Raw genomic sequence first — 17,996 nt, 5'->3', positions numbered from 1 at the left:
TTTGGTCATCTCATCCCTGGCAGACAGTCTTGTGCGCGGTGTCGAATCCGTGGGTGACCGTGTGTCTGAAACTCTGTTTGAACCCGTCATCCGTCTGGGCGTCACCGGGTTGGCCCGGTCAGGCAAGACGGTGTTCATCACCTCTTTGGTTGCGAACCTGCTGGACCGGGGGCGAATGCCCGGTCTGGTGGCGCAACAGGAGGGGCGGATCAATTCCGTCTACCTGCAGCCGCAGCCCGACGATACGGTGCCACGGTTCGACTATGAAAACCATCTGGCCGCCCTGACCGGCCCAAAGCCGCACTGGCCCGACAGCACCCGCGCCGTGTCCGAGCTGCGCCTGTCCTTCAAGGCTCGTCCTTCCGGGTTGTTGTCCGGCCTGCAGGGACCGCGCACCATCCATCTGGATATCGTGGACTATCCCGGAGAATGGCTGCTGGATCTGGCCCTGCTGGACAAGTCCTATGAGGTCTGGTCCGCGGAAACGTTGGACCGTATCGCCGGACGCACTGAAGCCGAGGCGTTTCTTGCGCAGGCTAAGACAACCGATCCGACCTCAGCACACGACGAACCGACGGCGCAGGCATTGTCCAAGGCGTTTGCCGCTTACTTGGCCTACGCGCGCGATGCCGGTTTTTACGATTGCACGCCGGGTCGTTTCTTGTTGCCCGGTGATCTGGAGGGCTCTCCGGTTCTGACCTTTGCGCCTCTGCCGGTAGAGGGGCACGCGCCGCGCCGCAGCCTGCACCGCGAGATGGCGCGGCGGTACGAGGCCTACAAGACGCAAGTCGTAAAGCCGTTCTTCCGGGATCATTTTGCCCGGATCGACCGGCAAGTGGTTCTGGTCGACGCGCTGGGCGCTATTCACAAAGGCCCGCAATCGGTTGAGGATATGCGCCGAGCCATGGCCGACATCCTTGCGGCCTTCCGCCCGGGGCGCAATGCTTGGCTTGCCCAATTGCTGCTGGGCAAACGGGTTGAGCGTATTCTGTTTGCCGCCACCAAAGCTGACCATTTGCACCACACACAACACCCTCGCCTAACACATATTATGGAGGCGCTGACCCGTGACGCCCGCGACCGCGCTAGCTTTGCAGGGGCGGAAACGGCGGCGCTGTCGCTGGCAGCGCTGCGGGCGACGACCGAAGAAATCCGCAATCATAACGGGGCTGACTTGCCATGCGTACGCGGCACCTTGCTGGACGGTAAGCAGGCGGCTTTTTATCCCGGCGAATTGCCCGACGACCCGGCGCATCTGCTGGGTCCGGCCCGCAACGGGGCCGAAAGCTGGCTGGGTGCGGATTTTGAATTCATGGCTTTTGCGCCCGCGCATCTGACCCTGCGCCCCGGCGACGGCCCGCCGCATATCCGGCTGGACCGCGCCGCGCAGTTCCTGATCGGAGATCGTCTATGACCGTGACCCTCCGCCCCGCCCGTACCACGGACGCCGGCAGCATCGGAGAGATCCTGCACGGGTTTTCCCGTGAAAACGACTGGATGCCCGAGCTGCATTCCCGCGCCGAAACGATCGCTTTTTGCGGCTGGATGATTGACCAGGGCTGGGTCACTGTGGCCGAGGCCGAGGGGGGAATCCTTGGATTTTTGGCGCTGAATGGGGATGACATCCACTCGCTGTACCTGACACCGGTGGCGCGCGGGCAGGGAATTGGGCAGTGTTTGCTGCAACATGCCAAATCCGTCCGGGCACAGCTGTCTCTGTATGCGTTTCAGGCCAATCTTGGTGCGCAGCGGTTCTATGAACACAACGGATTTGTCGAGATTTCCCGCAGTGATGGGGCGGACAATGATGAAAACCTGCCGGACATCAAATATATCTGGCGCAGGGAAGGGGCGGCAGATGGCTAGAGGTCCGGTACTGATCGATCTGGATGCGGAAGAGCCCGCGGCTGATGTGGCGCAGGCCCCGCCAGTGCCCGATATTGCCCCACCGCAAGGGCAGGCGATGCAGGCGGCGGCGCGGCTGGCGGCGCGAAAACCCTCGGCCCTGTCGCGGTGGTTCTGGGGGCTGGCGCTGGCGGTGATTGGCGCGGTGGTCTCCGTTGCCGCTTGGGACTTCGTCAACTCGCTGCTGCTGCGAGCACCGATTTTGGGCTGGGTGGTGACAGGCTTGATGGGGGCGCTGGTATTGGTCGCCTTGATTATCGCCCTGCGAGAACTTGCGGCCATCGGGCGGCTGTCCCGGGTGGATGGCATGCGAAGTGCTGCAGATACAGCTCTGGCGGAGGATGATCTGGGGCAGGCCCGCACGGTGACCAACCGCCTGATTGCATTCTACAAAGGGCGCGACGAAACCCGGTGGGGCCGCGACCGTCTGGCCGAACGGATGGGCGAGCAGTTCGATGCCTCGACCCTGCTGACCTTGGCCGAAGACGAATTGCTGGCCCCGCTGGACGCCGCCGCCAGCCGCGAGGTCGAAGCCGCCGCCCGGCAGGTTGCCACGGTGACCGCGCTGGTGCCGCTGGCGTTGGCGGATGTGGTGACGGCGCTTGCAGCCTCATTGCGGATGATCCGCCGGGTGGCCGAGATCTATGGCGGTCGCGCAGGTTTTCTGGGCAGTTGGCGTCTGACGCGGGCGGTTTTTGTGCATCTGGTGGCGACCGGGGCCGTGGCCGTGGGTGACGATCTGCTCGAACCAGTTCTGGGCGGATCGGTACTTAGCAAACTGTCTCGACGATTCGGCGAGGGGCTGGTGAACGGAGCGCTTAGCGCGCGGGTCGGCGTGGCCGCGATGGAGGTCTGTCGTCCGCTGCCGTTTTCCAACCGGCATCAACCGTCGACGCGCGGTATGATCAAACGCGCCCTCAGCGGGTTGTTTTCGAAAACTTGACCTGACTCAAAGTCCACCTGCCCGCTGGCGTGCATAACAATGCCGGAGCCAGCCATGACCGATCACGGACACAGCCAGCAGGAAATTGCCGCGCGGATCAATGCGCCACCCGGTCGGGGCGTGCTGCGCGATGTGGTTTATGGCGGCATCGACGGGTCGGTGACCACCTTTGCCATCGTGGCCGGGGTTGCCGGCGCTGGCCTGTCCCCGTTCATCATCGTTGCCTTGGGGCTGGCCAACGTGCTGGCGGATGGGTTTTCCATGGCTGCCGGGAATTACTCGGGTACAAAGGCCGAGTTGGACAACATCCGCCGCATCCGCGCCATCGAAGAGCGCCATATCGACCTCTACCCCGACGGAGAACGCCGCGAGGTGCGCGAGATTCTGGCGCAGAAGGGCCTGTCAGGCCGCGTTCTGGACGAGGCGACAGATGCGATCACGGCGAACCACGAAAACTGGATCAACCTGATGGTCGAGGGCGAATATGGCCTTGGCAGCGTTGATCCCCATCCGTTCAAGGCGGCGATGGCGACCTTCATCGCGTTCCTCGTTGCCGGCATGGTGCCGCTGCTGCCGTTCCTTCTGGGGTTTGATCAAGCCTTTACGATCTCGGCCTGCATGACCATGGGCGTTTTCTTCGCCATCGGAGCGTTCAAGAGCCGCTGGTCATTGGCGCCCTGGTGGCGATCCGGGTTCGAAACCTTTGTGATTGGTGGGGCGGCGGCGTTGATCGCGTATCTTGTCGGGTCTCTGTTTCACCCGTGACGGCCAAGATTGTCGCAGGGCAGCGTAAACGGCTGGTCAAACTTCGGCCAGCGGTTAGGCTGCTGCAAACAGGTTCAGGTGATCGAGTGCCAATTGCAGCTTGCGAATAAAAACGTTCTGATTTTGGGGGCTTACGGATTTATCGGCGCCGCTGTCTTGCGGTCGCTGCGGGCTGAGGGGGCGGGTGTCTCGGCCTTTGTGCGCAGCAAGAAATCGGGGGCTCAGGTTCTTGGGGAGGTTCCGCAGATACTGGGTGACTTGCGGGCCTGTTTGCGGCCCGATGATTGGGACAAGCACCTGCAGGGAATTGATTGCGTCGTGAACTGCGCGGGCGCATTGCAGGATGGTCCGGCAGATGATCTTGAAGCCGTCCACCACACCGCCATTGCAGCTTTGGGCCGGGCCTGCGCGCAAAGGAATATCGCCGTGGTCCAGATATCGGCCATCGGGGCCGAACCCGATGCTGGCACTGACTTCATGCGCACCAAGGCGGCCGGAGATGCGGCGCTGCAGGACTGCGGTGTTCCGTTGTGGATTCTGAAGCCCGGGTTGGTGATCGGGCAATCGGATTACGGCGGAACGGCGCTGTTAAGAATGCTGGCGGCGGTGCCCTTGGTGCAGCCCATTGCGTACCCCGACACGCCCGTTCAATGCGTCGGGATGCCGGACTTGTGCCGCGCCGTAACACTGGCTGTGGCTCAGGAATTGCCGCAAGGCACGTATGATCTGGTCGAAGACACTCCGTCCCCGTTGTCCAATGTGCTGGCTCAGACCCGCAAATGGATAGGGTTCCCGGTCGCGCGGGCCACAGTGGAGGTGCCGGGGGTGGTGACCAACCTGATCTCGACCTGCGCGGATGGGCTGGGGCAATTGGGGTGGCGCTCGCCCTTGCGCAGTAACGCGATGAGAGTGATGGCCGACGGTGTGATCGGTGACCCAGAGCATTACCGTGCGATCACGGGCCGGTCAGTGGACAGCTTGCCGCAGGTCTATGCAGGCTTGACCTGTTCGCGCGAGCACCGTCTGACTGCGCGGATGTCCCTCCTGATGCCTCTGGTCGTTGCAGTGCTGAGTCTGTTCTGGGTGTTATCCGGTCTAACTGGTTTGATCAGCCTGCCCCAGGCGACGGCCATTCTAACCGATGCCGGTTGGGGTATGGCATTGGCCGTCTCCAGCGTCCTGTTCTGGTCCTTCGTCGATATCGCACTGGGCCTTGCCATCCTGTGGCGCCCATGGGCGGCGCGTGCCTGCCTGGCCCAGGTTGCCGTTGCCCTGATTTACTTACTGGCCGCAAGTTTTGCGGTGCCGGGCCTATGGCTCGACCCGCTCGGCCCGTTGATCAAGATCCTGCCGGCGATGACATTGTCACTCGTCGCTTGGCCCCTGTTGCAGAGCCGCTGATGGACCCGGACCTGTTCCTGCGTTGGTTGCACGTCATCGGAGCTTGTGTCCTGTTGGGCACCGGCGCGGGGATCGCGTTTTTCATGCTGGTCGCACATCGCTCAGGCGACGCCCGGTTTGTCGCGCAGACGGCCGGGATCGTGGTTTTGGCCGACTTGGTGTTCACGACAACAGCCGTAATTGCCCAACCCCTCACCGGGGGGCTGCTGGCATGGCGGCTGGGCTGGCCGCTGACCGAGGGATGGCTACTGGCCTCGCTGTTGCTTTATGCGGTGGCCGGAGTTTTCTGGCTGCCGGTCGTCTGGATACAGGTGCGTATGCGCAGTCTGGCGCAGGCGGCCGCTGACAGTTCCGAGTCCTTGCCGCAGGCCTATCACCGCCTCTTCCGTATCTGGTTTGCCTGTGGGTTTCCGGCTTTTGCGGCGGTGCTAATCATCCTCTGGTTGATGATCGCGCGCCCAACGATAGGGTGAACTTAGCCTGAGGGTTCGCGTGCAATCCACCGTGGTTTCTGACTGTTGCAAGCTGCGTACCTCGGGTAGCCTGACCCTGAAACCACCCGGAGAGCCCATTGGAATCCCTGCTTGTTCTTGTCGGATTGATCGTGCTGGCCATACCGGTGGCCATCATTGTTTTACTTGTTGGCCATACCCGCCTGCGCCGCCGGGTCGAGCAGCTTGAACAACAACTCCTCTCTCTGGGAGGAGACGACCCCGAGACGCGCTCAGTTCCCACCCGGTCAGAGCCGAGAAAACCGACCGAAAAGCCGGACAAGTCGCCAAAGCCCGCCCCGTGGACCAAGGCCCGACCGTCGCAACCGGCTGCTGAACAGATACAACCTGCCGCCGTTGTGTTTCGCGAAGATCGCTTGTCGGCACTTATGGTCTGGTTGCGGGAGAACTGGTTTTACGCGGTGTCCGCCCTGTCGCTGGCGCTGGCAGGGATTTTTCTCGTTCAATACGGCGTCGAAAACGGGCTATTGCCTCCGTCCGCCCGCGTGATGGCCGCGTTGCTTTTTGGCGCGACGCTGATCGGTGTCGGAGAGGTCATCCGCCGTAAATTCGGTGATGATGAAAGCATAGCGACCGCCTATCTGCCCTCGGTCTTTTCCGGCGCCGGACTGGTCACGCTGTTCGGAGGTATTCTGGCCGCGCGGCAGCTTTATGACCTGATCGGCCCCGAGGCCGCGCTGATGGCAATGATCGCCGTCGCGCTGGTGGGGCTGGTGTTGGGCTGGTTTCACGGCCCGTTGCTGGCCGCCGTTGGATTGATTGGTGCGTTCTCGGCCCCCTTCGTGGTTGGTGGCACATCCGAGAATCCAAGTTGGCTGTATGCCTATTTCTTTGTAATTGCTGTTCTGGGTCTGGGGGTCGACACGGTGCGGCGCTGGGCCTGGATCTCGGTTCTGACCTTGTTTGGGGCCTATACCGCCTGTTTGCTGCTGGTGCTGTCTTCGCCCGTGACCGAGGCCGAGTATCTGATATGCGTGGCGGCGTTGGCTGTGATCGCCATCGCGATTCCGGTCAGGCGGGTTTGGCCCGATCATGGCGGTTCGATGATCAGTGAAATCATCTGGCGTAAAAAGGGCGATGCTTGGCCGGAGTTCCCGACCCGGCTGGGGTTTGGCGCAATCGCTGTCAGCGCCGCAATCGTGGCGCTGCATTGGGCTGACAGCACAGGGGAGTTCTGGTTGGGCGTTACTCTGCTGTCGGGCATGACCCTTGGGTTGATGCTGTGGGGGCAGCGGGCCGAGGCGTTGCAGGATGCTACGGTACTGCCTGCTTTTGGCCTCATCTGGTTTGTCCTGATCCATGGCTGGGACAATGGGAACGTTTTACGTCAGTTCGCCGAGACCTACGCCGAAACGCCCGAGGCCGATTTCCCTTGGGTGGTGACCATCCTGACCTTCCTTGGCGCGGTGATTTCCATTTCTGCGGCGTGGCGGTCGATGCAGGCAAAGACATACACGGCAATCTGGGCCGGGGCGGCGGCGGTTTTTGCTCCGGTTCTGGCCATCGCGCTAGAGATTGGCTGGCATCCCGCCCACGTCATCGGCGCGTACCCCTGGGCTCTGCATGCAATTGCGCTGGGCGTGCTGATGGTCGTTTTTGCCGAACGCTTCGCACGCGTGGATGGCGAGAACCGGATACGCCCGGCGCTGGCCACCTTGTCGGCGCTGTCCTGCCTGACCTTTGCCTGCGTCATCGTACTCAGCTCAGCCGCGCTGACTATTGCACTGGTCGTGATGATTGTTGTGGCGGCAGCGCTTGACCGTAAATTCACGCTGCCCCCAATGAGCTGGTTCATCTGGGCGGGCGTGTTCACCGTCACCGTGCGGCTGGTCCTGACCCCGGGCCTTATCTGGGCCAGTTTTGCGCCGGTGGCTGAGATGGTGCTGGTGTATGGCGGTGCTACCGTAGGTTTTGTGATTGGGTGGCTGCTGCTGCGGCCGTTGAATCGCCCAGTGGCGGGCTTGCTGCTGGAAAGCGCGGCCTGGGCAACCGGGGGCATCCTGCTGTCCCTGCTGCTGGAGCGCTGGCTGCAGAGTTTTGGCCAAGGCAACGCCACCAACAGTCACTGGGGTCTGGGCTTGCTGGCGATCATCTGGTTGCTGCTGGCCTTTGCGCAGGTTCAGCGGTTGGAGTTGGGGGGCAAGCTGAACTACGTGCGCTATGCACTGGCTGCGTTCTTTGCCGGTCATGGCCTGTTGCGTCTGGCGCAGGCGATGGTCGAGGCGAACCCGCTGCTCAACACTATCGCGCCGCCGGTTCTGGGTCCTCCAGTGCTGAACACGCTGGCGGTGGCCTATCTGTTGCCCGCGCTGATCATCGGATTCTCGGTTTGGCGCATCCAAGCAACCCCGCTTTGGCTTAGGCGTGCCAGTTGGGGATTGGTCAGCGTTCTGGCCGCCATGTGGCTGGGGCTGGCGATACGCCATGTCTGGCAGGGGTCTGCGGGGATGTATGAAGGCAATGGCGTGACCCAGCCCGAACTTTACACCTATACCATGGCGCTTCTGGCGATTGGCGCAGCGCTGTTCTACCAGTCGCTGGCACGCCGATCTGACGTGATGCGCAAGGCCGGATTGGTGGTGATCGGGTTGGCTGTGGCCAAGGTGTTCCTGATCGACATTGCTGGCCTTGGCGGGTTGATCCGGGTGTTCTCGCTGCTGGCGCTGGGCCTTGCGCTGGCCGGTCTGGCGTGGCTGAACCGATGGGCCATGCTGCGCCATTCGACGCAGAACCCGGAACCTCTGGACCATTGAGGGCGAGCGTCCTATAAGCGCGGCCATGTATGACCGGATGGCCATCATTATTCGAATTATATCCCCGGCGCTCTGACCCATTGAGACGCCGGGCAAAGGTGTTTGAGACTTCGCACCGACCGCTTCGAGCCATAAGACGACCAGATCATCCAAAGGACGCCCCCAATGTGCGCCGACACGATCCAGACACCTGATTACAAAGACACGCTGAACCTGCCCAAAACAGACTTCCCCATGCGCGCCGGCCTGCCCAAACGCGAGCCTGCATGGCTGGAGCGGTGGGAGACCATCGGCGTCTACGACCGCTTGCGTGAAAAAGAAAACCGCACGCCCTTTACCCTGCATGACGGCCCCCCCTACGCCAACGGCCACCTGCATATCGGCCACGCGCTGAACAAGACGATCAAGGACATGATCGTCCGGTCCCATCAGATGATGGGTCATGATGCGCGCTATGTGCCCGGCTGGGATTGCCACGGCCTGCCGATCGAGTGGAAGATCGAGGAACAGTACCGCAAAAAGGGTAAGAACAAGGACGAGGTGAACATCGTCGACTTCCGTCAGGAATGCCGCAAGTTTGCCGAGGGTTGGATCGACATCCAGCGTGAAGAGTTCAAGCGTCTGGGCATCACCGGCAACTGGCCCGATCCCTACATCACCATGGATTACCACGCAGAGGCAGTGATTGCCGACGAGTTCATGAAGTTCCTTATGAACGGTACGCTCTATCAGGGCTCCAAGCCCGTGATGTGGTCGCCCATCGAGAAGACCGCGCTGGCCGAGGCTGAAGTCGAGTATCACGACAAGGAAAGCTTCACCATCTGGGTGAAGTTCAAGGCCGTGAATGCAGGTGATCTGGATGGCGCGTTTGTTGTTATCTGGACAACGACCCCATGGACCATGCCGTCGAACAAGGCTGTCGTGTATGGCAAGGATATCTCGTACGGCCTGTATGAAGTCATTGGCGCACCTGAAGAATGCTGGGCCAATGTGGGCGATAAATTCCTGTTGGCCGACAATCTGGCCGCCGATGTGCTGGGCCGTGCCCGTCTGAACGACGATCAGTGGAAGCGCGTGCGTGACGTGACCACGGATGAGTTGGCAAATGTCCAGCTGACGCACCCGCTGGCCGGGGCCGAGGGTGGCAATGGTGAATGGGACGACATCCGCGACTTCCGCGCCGCCGATTTCGTGACCGATACCGAAGGTACCGGTTTCGTCCATTGTGCGCCGTCGCACGGTATGGAAGAATTTGAACTCTATCGCGATCTGGGGATGCTCGAGCAGGTCATCACCTATAACGTTATGGATGACGGCTCGTTCCGCGCCGATCTGCCGTTCTTTGGCGGCAAATACATCCTGTCCCGCAAAGGCGGCGAAGGTGACGCCAACAAGGCCGTCATCGACAAGCTGGTCGAGGTTGGCGGGCTGCTGGCACGTGGCAAGATCAAGCACAGCTATCCGCATTCGTGGCGTTCGAAAGCTCCGATCATCTATCGTAACACGCCGCAGTGGTTCGCATCGGTTGACCGCAAACTGGACGATGGCATGGGTGAGATGGGCGACACCATCCGCGAACGAGCCCTGAGGTCCATCGACGAGTTGGTGAAGTGGACACCGCAGACCGGTCGCAACCGCCTTTATTCGATGATCGAGGCGCGCCCGGACTGGGTTCTGTCCCGCCAGCGCGCTTGGGGTGTGCCCTTGACGTGCTTCACCAAGAAAGGCGCCTTGCCGACCGACGCGGAGTACCTGCTGCGTAACGAAGACCTCAACGCCCGTATCAAGGCGGCGTTCGAGAAAGACGGCGCGGATATCTGGTACACTGAAGGCTTCAAAGAGAAGATCCTCGACGGCATCGCCAACCCCGACGACTACGATCAGGTGTTCGACGTGTTGGACGTGTGGTTCGATTCCGGTTCAACCCATGCCTTCGTTCTGCGCGACCGTGAGGACGGGACCGAGGACGGCATCGCTGACGTCTACATGGAGGGTACCGACCAGCACCGCGGTTGGTTCCATTCGTCCATGCTGCAGGCCTGTGGCACCAAGGGTCGTGCGCCGTACCGCAATGTGGTGACCCACGGATTCACGCTGGATGCCAAGGGCAACAAGATGTCCAAATCGCTGGGCAACACCATCGTACCGGAAGAGGTCGTCAAGCAATACGGCGCCGACATTCTGCGCCTTTGGGTAGCTCAGACCGACTATACTGCCGACCAGCGGATCGGGCCGGAAATCCTGAAAGGCACCGCTGACAGCTACCGCCGTCTGCGCAACACCATGCGGTTCATGCTGGGCTCGCTGGCCGACTTCACCGAAGCCGATCGCGTCGCGCCCGAGGACATGCCGCGTCTGGAACGCTGGGTGCTCAGCCGTCTGGCCGATCTGGATGAACAGGTCCGCAAAGGTTATGCGTCCTTCGACTTCCAGGGCGTGTTCAGCGCCGTCTTCACCTTTGCCACGGTCGATCTGTCGTCCTTCTACTTCGACGTCCGCAAGGATGCGCTGTATTGCGACGGCGACAGCCTGCGCCGCCGCGCGGCCCGCACTGTGCTGGATATCCTGTTCCACCGCCTGACCACATGGCTGGCGCCGGTTCTGGTTTTCACAATGGAAGAGGTCTGGCTGGAGCGGTTCCCGGGCGATGATAGCTCTGTGCATCTGGTGGACTTCCCGGACACGCCCGCCGACTGGCGCAACGAGGTGATGGAAACCTACATGGCCAAGGTGCGCCGCGTGCGTCGCGCCGTGACCGCTGCGTTGGAGGTTCAACGCCAGGACAAGGTAATCGGTTCCAGCCTTGAGGCCGCGCCGATCGTGCATGTTGAGGATCAGGAAACCCGCGATCTGCTTGCCACCTTCGACGTGGATGACATGTGCATCACCTCGGGACTGACCGTCACCGGCGACCCGGCCCCGGCCGAAGCCTTCCGCGTACCGGAAATCGACGGTGTCGCGGTGGTGTTCGAAAAGGCCGAGGGCGAGAAATGCCAGCGTTGTTGGAAGATCCTGCCCGATGTTGGCCGACACGCCCATGCAGGCGTCTGTGGACGCTGCAACGAGGCACTGAGCTAAGATCAGACCCCCGGCCATCGGCCGGGGGTTTTTCGTTGCAGTGGCGTCAGCGATCTGAAACGCTGCCCTCATGCCGATGATTGCCGTTGACACTCAGTTTGGTTGCCTTGGGGTTGAAGAAACCGACGGAGCCGTCACGCGTCTTGTGTGGGGTGGCCGGAACGAGGGATCCCAAACGCCCTTATTGCAGGAAGCTGCCGCGCAGTTGACGGCTTATGATCAGGGTCAGCTGGAGCGGTTTGATCTGCCCTACCGCGTGTCCGGCTCAAAATTTCAACAGCAGGTCTGTGACCTGATGTTCGCGATCCCCTTGGGTGAGACCCGCACTTATGGTGATATCGCCAAAGAGTTGGGGCAGCCCCCTCAGCCCGTGGGGCAAGCCTGCGGAGCCAACCCGATCCCGGTCATCATCCCCTGTCACCGGGTGCTGGCGGCCAACGGGCTGGGCGGCTTTTCTGGCGACGGAGGGGTTGAGACCAAGGTGGCCTTACTGCGCCATGAACGGGCGGCGGGCCTGCTGATCTGACGGGCGGAATTCTATTGCAATCCGGTTGCTTGAAGCCCAACTTGTATCAGACAGAGAATTCAAAGGACCGCATTGCATGACCGCCCAAACAGACCCGGCCGCCCGCAAGAAGGCCATTATTGACCGACTGATGTCGCTGGAAGAGCAGGAACTGGCAACCGCCCAGGCGCATTACGACGCCTTCCTGAAGGATTCCCAGTTGGATGACCGGGAAGGGCATGACAAGGATGATATAGCTGCCTCGCGCGAGAATGCGGATCTGGCGGCAGCCTTTGATGCACCCGTGCATGCCCATCACGCCAAGATCGACGTGATCGAAAACACCGATTTCAGTGTGACTGACACGGTGCAGCCCGGTGCTGTGGTCAAGTTCAACAACCGTCGCTTTGTCGTTTGCGTTTCAACCACGCGGTTTGATGTGGACGGCAAAACCTATATGGGGATCTCAACCCAAAGCCCGATCTATCTGGCCATGATTGGCCTGCAAGAGGGTGACGTCTTTACCCATAACGGCACTGAGTTCGAGGTTCAGGAGGTCCTGTAACCCGTGCTTTTGCGCTGCGGTATGATCTGCTGTGCAATCCCCGCCGACACCAGATAGAGGCTGGTAATCACCAGACCCCAATGCGCCCAGCTTTCGGGGTGGAAATCGACCCAGGCGGCCCAGCCGGCAAAGAAGGTCCAGGCAAATGCCATGGGCAGCGATACGACGCGCCAGCGTTCGGTGCGGACGGGGTGGATGAATTTCAGTGGCAGGAACATTGCGACGGACAGCAGTGACACCAGCAGCAGGATGACCCAGAAATTGGGCTCGAGCGCGAAGATAACGATCACGAACATGTTCCAGCATCCGGGAAAGCCGGAAAAGGAGTTGTCCTTTGTTTTCATGCGCGTATCGGCGAAATACATGGCGCTTGCAAAGGTGATGACGATGATCGCGAACCAGCCGGTCCATCCGTCCATCAACCCGGATTTGAACAGCGCAAAAGCCGGGATGAACACATAGGTCAGGTAGTCGATGATCAGGTCCAGCAGCACGCCATCAAACTCGGGCGCGTTCTTCTTGACGTGATAGTGCCGGGCCAGGGGGCCGTCGATGCCGTCCACGATGAACGAGACAACCAGCCACAGGTACATCAGGCTCCATTTCTCTTCGACAGCGGCCAGCATGGCCAGCATCGCAAAAACGGCGCCGGTGGCTGTAAAGAGATGGACGCAAAGAGCTTTGAATCTGAGGGTCATGCGGGTGTCATGACCGATGCGTTCACCAGATGCAAACCAAAAGCCGAACTAAGATGAACGGCTGACGCCACGATGCGTGAACATCACGCCTTGGGGTGGGAGCGGTTATAGACCTCCATCAACCGGGCGGTATCGACGGCTGTGTAGGTCTGAGTGGTTGAGAGCGACGCATGACCCAGCAATTCCTGAATGGCGCGCAGGTCGCCCCCGGCGGACAGAAGGTGGGTGGCAAAGCTATGCCGCAAAGCGTGCGGCGTGGCCGTGGCAGGCAGGCCAAGTTGCATTCGCGCCTTGGCCATGACGCCCTGAATTGCCCGCGGGTTCAGCGCCCCGCCCCGCACACCTCGGAACAGGGCCTTGTCCTTGTCCTGCGGATGAGGGCACAGTTGCAGATACCGATCCACTGCCGCGCGGGCCGTGGGCAGGACGGGCACGATCCGCTCTTTGTCGCCTTTGCCGACGATTCGCAGGGTCTCAGGCAGAGGCACGTCGGCGCCGGTAAGGGACAGGGCTTCGGAGATACGCAACCCGCAGCCGTAAAGCAGTGTGACTACGGCCACATCACGGGCCGCGACCCAATCGTTGGTCGACTGTAGTTCGACTGTCTCGATCATGGCGCGGGCGGCGTCTTCGGCCAGCGGGCGGGGCAGCTTCTTGGTGAATTTCGGCGCGCGGGTGGACAGGACGGCTGTGGGCTCAAAACCTTCACGCTCAGACAGCCAGCGGTAAAAGCTTTTGACGGCAGAGAGTTTACGCGCCAGAGACCGTGCGCCCACGCCCGAGGCCCGTTGATCGGCCATCCAGGCGCGCATGTCCGAGACGGTGATCCGCGCGAGTGCCGCCAATCCCTGCCGTTCGCTGTGGTGCAGCGTCATGAAGGACAGGAAATCGGTGACATCACCTCGGTAGGCGGTCCGTGTATTCTCGGACCGCCCGGCCAGTGCCCCCAGACTGTCGAGCCAATGCTGTAGCGCATCGCGGCAGGCTGGGGAGATCAGGCTCACGACAGCCAGTGGCGCATCGAGCGTTCGAACACGCCAGCGAAGAAAGACAGCAGATCGGTGCCCAGTTGCGGAGAGAAGTGGTTGGCGTCTTTGGCGCCCATGACGATCATGCCGGGCAGGCGGCCCTCACCCAAATTCAGCCTCAGACAGGCTTCGGATCGAAGCTGACCTGCCATGGTGCCGAATACCCGGGGGTCGGCTTGTGCAATCGGGCGCAGGACAACTTGCCGTGCCGGTCCGCCGCGGTCCTGACTGAGATAGGCATCGACGGCACCCGGTTCGACCACGGTCAGCACACCGCCCAGCTTTTCGATGGCGGGGTCTTCCTGCCGTACAGTGGTTTCCAGGACCAGAGTGATGTGGTCCACCCGCAGGATATCGGCAATTTCACCGCCGAGCGTGGCCAGAAAATTCTCGAAATCAACGGGTTCCAGCAGGCGGAGGATGGCGCGATGCACCTGATTGGTGCCAGCGAGGTTCTCATACGCCGCCGCAATGACCGAGCGGTGCGTGTCCTCGAGGCGGTCCAGCCGCGCCTCGAGTCGCTGCATGGCGATGCCGCGCAGGTCGATGACATTGTCACCGCGCGCCTCTTCATTGGCGGCCACCAGCGCCTGCATCAGATCCTTGTCGTCCAGCACGGCGTCTGGTTCGGCCAGAATCGCGGCGCGTAGATTGTCCTTGAGTTTGGTGTTGCTGCTCATGTCCCGTCCGGTCTTTTTTTGTTGGCGGGTATATAACACGGAATGCGGCATTTGCCTTGGGAAAAATGCAGGCAAAAGTGGATTTCATATAGGCATGTGTCAGAAAGGCTCCCGCCTGCAAGGCCCTGATCAAAAGATCAGGTTTTGCTGTTGGGCCGGGCGCGGCGCCTGGCGGCGCCACGCGGTCGCGCATGGGCTCAGAGGATTTTCTGACCGGTCTTGGCCCAGTCTGCCAGGAAGGTTTCCAAGCCCTTTTCGGTCAGCGGGTGGTCGGCCAGTTTCTTGATCACGGCGGGTGGGGCGGTGATCACGTCGGCACCGATACGGGCGCTGTCGGTCACGTGATTCACGGTGCGGATCGATGCGGCCAGTATTTCGGTTTCAAATCCGTAGTTGTCATAGACCTGACGGATATCGGCGATCAGTTCCATGCCGTCCATGTTAATGTCATCCAGACGACCGATGAAGGGCGATATAAAAGATGCGCCCGCCTTGGCGGCCAGAATTGCCTGGTTGGTCGAGAAGCAAAGCGTCACGTTGACCATCTGGCCTTCGTCGGTCAGCGTCTTGCAGGCTTTCAGACCGGCCCAGGTCAGCGGAACCTTGACGGCGATATTTGGCGCGATCTTGGCCAGCTTGCGACCTTCGGCGATCATGTCGTCAGCCTCGGTCGCGACCACTTCGGCCGAGACGGGGCCATCGACCAGATCACAGATTTCTTTGGTTACTTCCAGAATGTCGCGGCCCGACTTCAGGATCAGTGACGGGTTGGTGGTCACACCATCTACCATGCCCAGATCGTTCAGTTCGGCGATGGCGTCGATTTCGGCGGTGTCTACGAAGAATTTCATGAGGGCAGTCCTTTGATGGGTTGGCCTTGGTCGCGGATGGCTTTACCTCAAAGAGACCCATGCTGGAACCCCCTGCGAAGGATATGCCGTGAGCGCTAACGGATTTTTCGACCAAGGAGAGCTGGTTGCGGTGCTGACAACGCAACCGCTGGACCGGACGTTGGATTATAAAGCGCCCGAGGGTGGGTGCTTTTTGGGGGCGTATGTCGAAGTGCCTTTGGGACCGCGCAAGGTGCTGGGCGTGGTTTGGGGGCCGGGGCAGGGTGGCTTTGATCTGAGCAAGGCTCGGTCGATAATTCGCGTGCTTGAGGTCGCGCCAATGCGCGAAGAAATGCGGCTGTTTTTGGGTAAGGTTGCCGACTACACGCTGACGCCGATGCCCGCGATGTTGCGGCTGGCGACGCGTGCGCCGGGGTTGGGTGATCCGCCGTCGATGCGCAAGATTTACCGACTGGGAAGTGGTGAACCTGACCGGATGACCGACGCGCGCACCCGCGTGCTTGAGGTGCTGCGCGATTATGGTGGGCTGGCGTTCACTTTGAAGGAACTGGCCGAGCAGGCGGGCGTGACCTCTTCGGTCGTTAAAGGGTTGGTCAGGCAAGGCGCAGTTCGGGAAGAAGACAGTCCAAGAGACTTGCCCTATCCGCATCTGGATCCGGATTTGCCGGGCAAGACGCTGACTGAAGATCAAGCTGCGGCGGTTGCGAAACTGCAGCAAGGTCAGCGATCCGGGGATTATGGAACGACGCTGCTTAAGGGCGTGACGGGTTCGGGCAAAACCGAAGTGTACCTGGAAGCGGTGGCTGAGGCGCTACGCATGGGGCGTCAGGCGCTGGTACTGCTGCCAGAGATCGCTTTGACGGCGGAATTCCTGACGCGGGTCGAGGCGCGGTTTGGTGCGCGCCCGGCTGAGTGGCATTCGGGTGCCACAATGACCGAACGCCGCCGGGTCTGGCGGATGGTCGGGCAAGGGGATGCGCAAATGGTGATTGGTGCACGGTCGGCGCTGTTTCTGCCGTTTCGCAATCTGGGGTTGGTGGTGGTCGATGAAGAACACGACACCTCTTACAAACAGGAAGACGGTGTGCATTACAGTGCCCGCGACATGGCGGTGCTGCGATCGGCAATCTGCGGCGCGCGGGTGATCCTGGCAAGTGCGACGCCCTCGCTGGAAAGCTGGGCCAATGCCGAGGCGGGTAAGTACGAGAGGCTCGACCTGACCTCGCGCTTTGGCGCGGCGGTGCTGCCCGAGATGAAGCCCATCGACATGCGCGCCGAGCAGATGCAGCCGGGGACGTGGATTTCTCCGTCTCTGCGGCAAGCGGTGCGACAGCGGATCGAACGCGGCGAGCAATCGCTGCTGTTCATCAACCGCCGGGGATATGCGCCGGTGACGCTGTGCCGGGCGTGTGGCGAGCAGATTGCTTGCGATCATTGCGATGCGCGGATGGTTGAGCACCGGTTCCTGAAGCGCCTGATGTGCCACCAATGCGGCGAGACCAAGCCAATGCCTGAAGCCTGTCCGTCTTGCGGAGTTGAGGGCAAGCTGGCCCCGGTCGGGCCGGGCATTGAACGGCTGGCGGAAGAGGCCGAGGCTACTTTTCCCGAAGCCAAGATCGCGATGCTCAGCTCCGATTTGTTTGGTTCAGCGCGTGCGCTAAAAGCCAAGATAGAGGAAATTGCCGAGGGTGATGCGGATATCGTCATCGGCACGCAACTGGTCGCCAAGGGGCATAACTTTCCCAAACTGACTCTGGTTGGCGTGATTGATGCCGACCTCAGCCTGCATGGTGCCGATCTGCGCGCCGCCGAGCGGACGTTCCAACTTATGCGGCAGGTCGCGGGCCGCGCGGGACGGGCGGACAAACCGGGGCAAGCGTTGCTGCAGACATTTCAGCCGGAACATCCGGTGATCCGGGCCATTCTGTCAGGCGATGAAGAGGGGTTCTGGAAAGCCGAGGCCGCCGGACGGCAGGCCGCCGGAGTGCCACCTTATGGGCGCATGGCCGGGATCGTGCTGTCGGGCCCAGAGGTCGGGCCGGTTTTTGATATTGGCAACGCCATGGCCCGCAACGACGCACGTCTGCGCGATATTGGCGCACAGGTTTTCGGCCCGGCCCCGGCGCCGATTGCGCGTATTCGGGGGCGTCACCGCGTGCGCCTGTTGGTCAAGGCTCCCAAGGGTGCCCCCATTCAGGACGCCATCGCCCGCTGGATCGCGCCATTGCGCCTTAAAGGTGATATCCGCCTGACCATCGATATCGACCCGCAAAGTTTTTACTGACCTCTGCATCCATGCAGAGTCGATGTGC

General features: G+C 61.4%; 15 protein-coding genes. 11 read left to right on the top strand and 4 right to left on the bottom strand.

The window, feature by feature from the left end; all coding sequences use genetic code 11:
- Position 1: 1 nt before the first annotated feature.
- The 10 genes from AC2FEE_RS13635 to AC2FEE_RS13590 all read left to right on the top strand — a co-directional run bounded on the left by AC2FEE_RS13635 (position 2) and on the right by AC2FEE_RS13590 (position 12,427).
- On the top strand, positions 2-1,414 hold the full coding sequence (locus AC2FEE_RS13635; RefSeq protein ID WP_496865874.1) for a YcjX family GTP-binding protein: 1,413 nt from the start codon (positions 2-4) through the stop codon (positions 1,412-1,414).
- Positions 1,411-1,866 (top strand): GNAT family N-acetyltransferase, encoded by a 456-nt coding sequence (locus AC2FEE_RS13630; protein ID WP_496865873.1) that lies wholly within the window; start codon positions 1,411-1,413, stop codon positions 1,864-1,866. The genes AC2FEE_RS13635 and AC2FEE_RS13630 overlap by 4 nt, the downstream gene beginning before the upstream one ends.
- Complete coding sequence (locus tag AC2FEE_RS13625) at positions 1,859-2,848, top strand: YcjF family protein (RefSeq protein WP_496865872.1); 990 nt, start codon at positions 1,859-1,861, stop codon at positions 2,846-2,848. Before AC2FEE_RS13630 ends, AC2FEE_RS13625 begins: the two co-directional genes overlap by 8 nt.
- A 54-nt stretch (positions 2,849-2,902) precedes the next feature.
- Complete coding sequence (locus AC2FEE_RS13620; protein WP_496865871.1) at positions 2,903-3,613, top strand: VIT1/CCC1 transporter family protein; 711 nt, start codon at positions 2,903-2,905, stop codon at positions 3,611-3,613.
- A 9-nt stretch (positions 3,614-3,622) separates the two neighbouring features.
- A complete protein-coding gene (locus tag AC2FEE_RS13615; RefSeq protein ID WP_496865870.1) occupies positions 3,623-5,014 on the top strand; it encodes an SDR family oxidoreductase in 1,392 nt (463 codons plus the stop codon).
- Positions 5,014-5,487 (top strand): DUF2269 family protein, encoded by a 474-nt coding sequence (locus AC2FEE_RS13610; protein WP_496865971.1) that lies wholly within the window; start codon positions 5,014-5,016, stop codon positions 5,485-5,487. The genes AC2FEE_RS13615 and AC2FEE_RS13610 overlap by 1 nt, the downstream gene beginning before the upstream one ends.
- A gap of 98 nt (positions 5,488-5,585) precedes the next feature.
- Positions 5,586-8,279 carry a DUF2339 domain-containing protein gene (locus tag AC2FEE_RS13605; protein ID WP_496865869.1) on the top strand — a complete coding sequence of 898 codons (2,694 nt, stop codon included), beginning with the start codon at positions 5,586-5,588 and terminating at the stop codon, positions 8,277-8,279.
- Between the two features lie 165 nt (positions 8,280-8,444).
- Positions 8,445-11,357, top strand: coding sequence for an isoleucine--tRNA ligase (gene ileS / locus AC2FEE_RS13600; RefSeq protein WP_496865868.1), 2,913 nt, complete (start codon positions 8,445-8,447; stop codon positions 11,355-11,357).
- 70 nt (positions 11,358-11,427) lie between these two features.
- Positions 11,428-11,883 (top strand): methylated-DNA--[protein]-cysteine S-methyltransferase, encoded by a 456-nt coding sequence (locus tag AC2FEE_RS13595; protein WP_496865867.1) that lies wholly within the window; start codon positions 11,428-11,430, stop codon positions 11,881-11,883.
- Between the two features lie 76 nt (positions 11,884-11,959).
- The gene (locus tag AC2FEE_RS13590; RefSeq protein WP_496865866.1) at positions 11,960-12,427 is read left to right on the top strand and encodes a hypothetical protein; all 468 of its coding nucleotides are present in this window, start codon (positions 11,960-11,962) and stop codon (positions 12,425-12,427) included.
- On the opposite strand, the gene AC2FEE_RS13585 is transcribed toward AC2FEE_RS13590, so the two are convergent.
- The 4 genes from AC2FEE_RS13585 to fsa form a co-directional block, all read right to left on the bottom strand.
- The gene (locus AC2FEE_RS13585) at positions 12,412-13,125 is read right to left on the bottom strand and encodes a CDP-alcohol phosphatidyltransferase family protein (RefSeq protein ID WP_496865865.1); all 714 of its coding nucleotides are present in this window, start codon (positions 13,123-13,125) and stop codon (positions 12,412-12,414) included. The two genes, AC2FEE_RS13590 and AC2FEE_RS13585, sit on opposite strands and share 16 nt — an antisense overlap.
- Before the next feature lie 83 nt (positions 13,126-13,208).
- Positions 13,209-14,129 carry a tyrosine recombinase XerC gene (locus tag AC2FEE_RS13580; protein ID WP_496865864.1) on the bottom strand — a complete coding sequence of 307 codons (921 nt, stop codon included), beginning with the start codon at positions 14,127-14,129 and terminating at the stop codon, positions 13,209-13,211.
- Positions 14,126-14,833 carry a DUF484 family protein gene (locus AC2FEE_RS13575; protein ID WP_496865863.1) on the bottom strand — a complete coding sequence of 236 codons (708 nt, stop codon included), beginning with the start codon at positions 14,831-14,833 and terminating at the stop codon, positions 14,126-14,128. The genes AC2FEE_RS13580 and AC2FEE_RS13575 overlap by 4 nt, the downstream gene beginning before the upstream one ends.
- 197 nt (positions 14,834-15,030) lie before the next feature.
- Positions 15,031-15,684, bottom strand: a complete 654-nt coding sequence (gene fsa / locus AC2FEE_RS13570) for a fructose-6-phosphate aldolase (protein WP_496865862.1) — start codon at positions 15,682-15,684, stop codon at positions 15,031-15,033.
- Positions 15,685-15,772: 88 nt separating this feature from the next.
- Here fsa and AC2FEE_RS13565 point away from each other — a divergent pair, with 88 nt between their 5' ends.
- Positions 15,773-17,968, top strand: coding sequence for a primosomal protein N' (locus tag AC2FEE_RS13565; protein WP_496865861.1), 2,196 nt, complete (start codon positions 15,773-15,775; stop codon positions 17,966-17,968).
- Positions 17,969-17,996 lie beyond the last annotated feature (28 nt).

It is taken from the genome of Ruegeria sp. YTSC199 (assembly GCF_059609725.1).
Note: the sequence above shows the minus strand (reverse complement) of the source record. Positions and strands in the feature narration are given on the sequence as shown.

Excerpts from the sequence above, each read along its gene's own strand:
- AC2FEE_RS13620 (WP_496865871.1), top strand. The coding sequence starts at position 2,903 with ATGACCGATCACGGACACAGCCAGCAGGAAATTGCCGCGCGGATCAAT.
- AC2FEE_RS13625 (WP_496865872.1), top strand. The coding sequence starts at position 1,859 with ATGGCTAGAGGTCCGGTACTGATCGATCTGGATGCGGAAGAGCCCGCG.
- AC2FEE_RS13585 (WP_496865865.1), bottom strand. The coding sequence starts at position 13,125 with ATGACCCTCAGATTCAAAGCTCTTTGCGTCCATCTCTTTACAGCCACC.
- AC2FEE_RS13590 (WP_496865866.1), top strand. The coding sequence starts at position 11,960 with ATGACCGCCCAAACAGACCCGGCCGCCCGCAAGAAGGCCATTATTGAC.
- AC2FEE_RS13595 (WP_496865867.1), top strand. The coding sequence starts at position 11,428 with ATGCCGATGATTGCCGTTGACACTCAGTTTGGTTGCCTTGGGGTTGAA.
- ileS (WP_496865868.1), top strand. The coding sequence starts at position 8,445 with ATGTGCGCCGACACGATCCAGACACCTGATTACAAAGACACGCTGAAC.
- AC2FEE_RS13630 (WP_496865873.1), top strand. The coding sequence starts at position 1,411 with ATGACCGTGACCCTCCGCCCCGCCCGTACCACGGACGCCGGCAGCATC.
- AC2FEE_RS13610 (WP_496865971.1), top strand. The coding sequence starts at position 5,014 with ATGGACCCGGACCTGTTCCTGCGTTGGTTGCACGTCATCGGAGCTTGT.
- fsa (WP_496865862.1), bottom strand. The coding sequence starts at position 15,684 with ATGAAATTCTTCGTAGACACCGCCGAAATCGACGCCATCGCCGAACTG.
- AC2FEE_RS13575 (WP_496865863.1), bottom strand. The coding sequence starts at position 14,833 with ATGAGCAGCAACACCAAACTCAAGGACAATCTACGCGCCGCGATTCTG.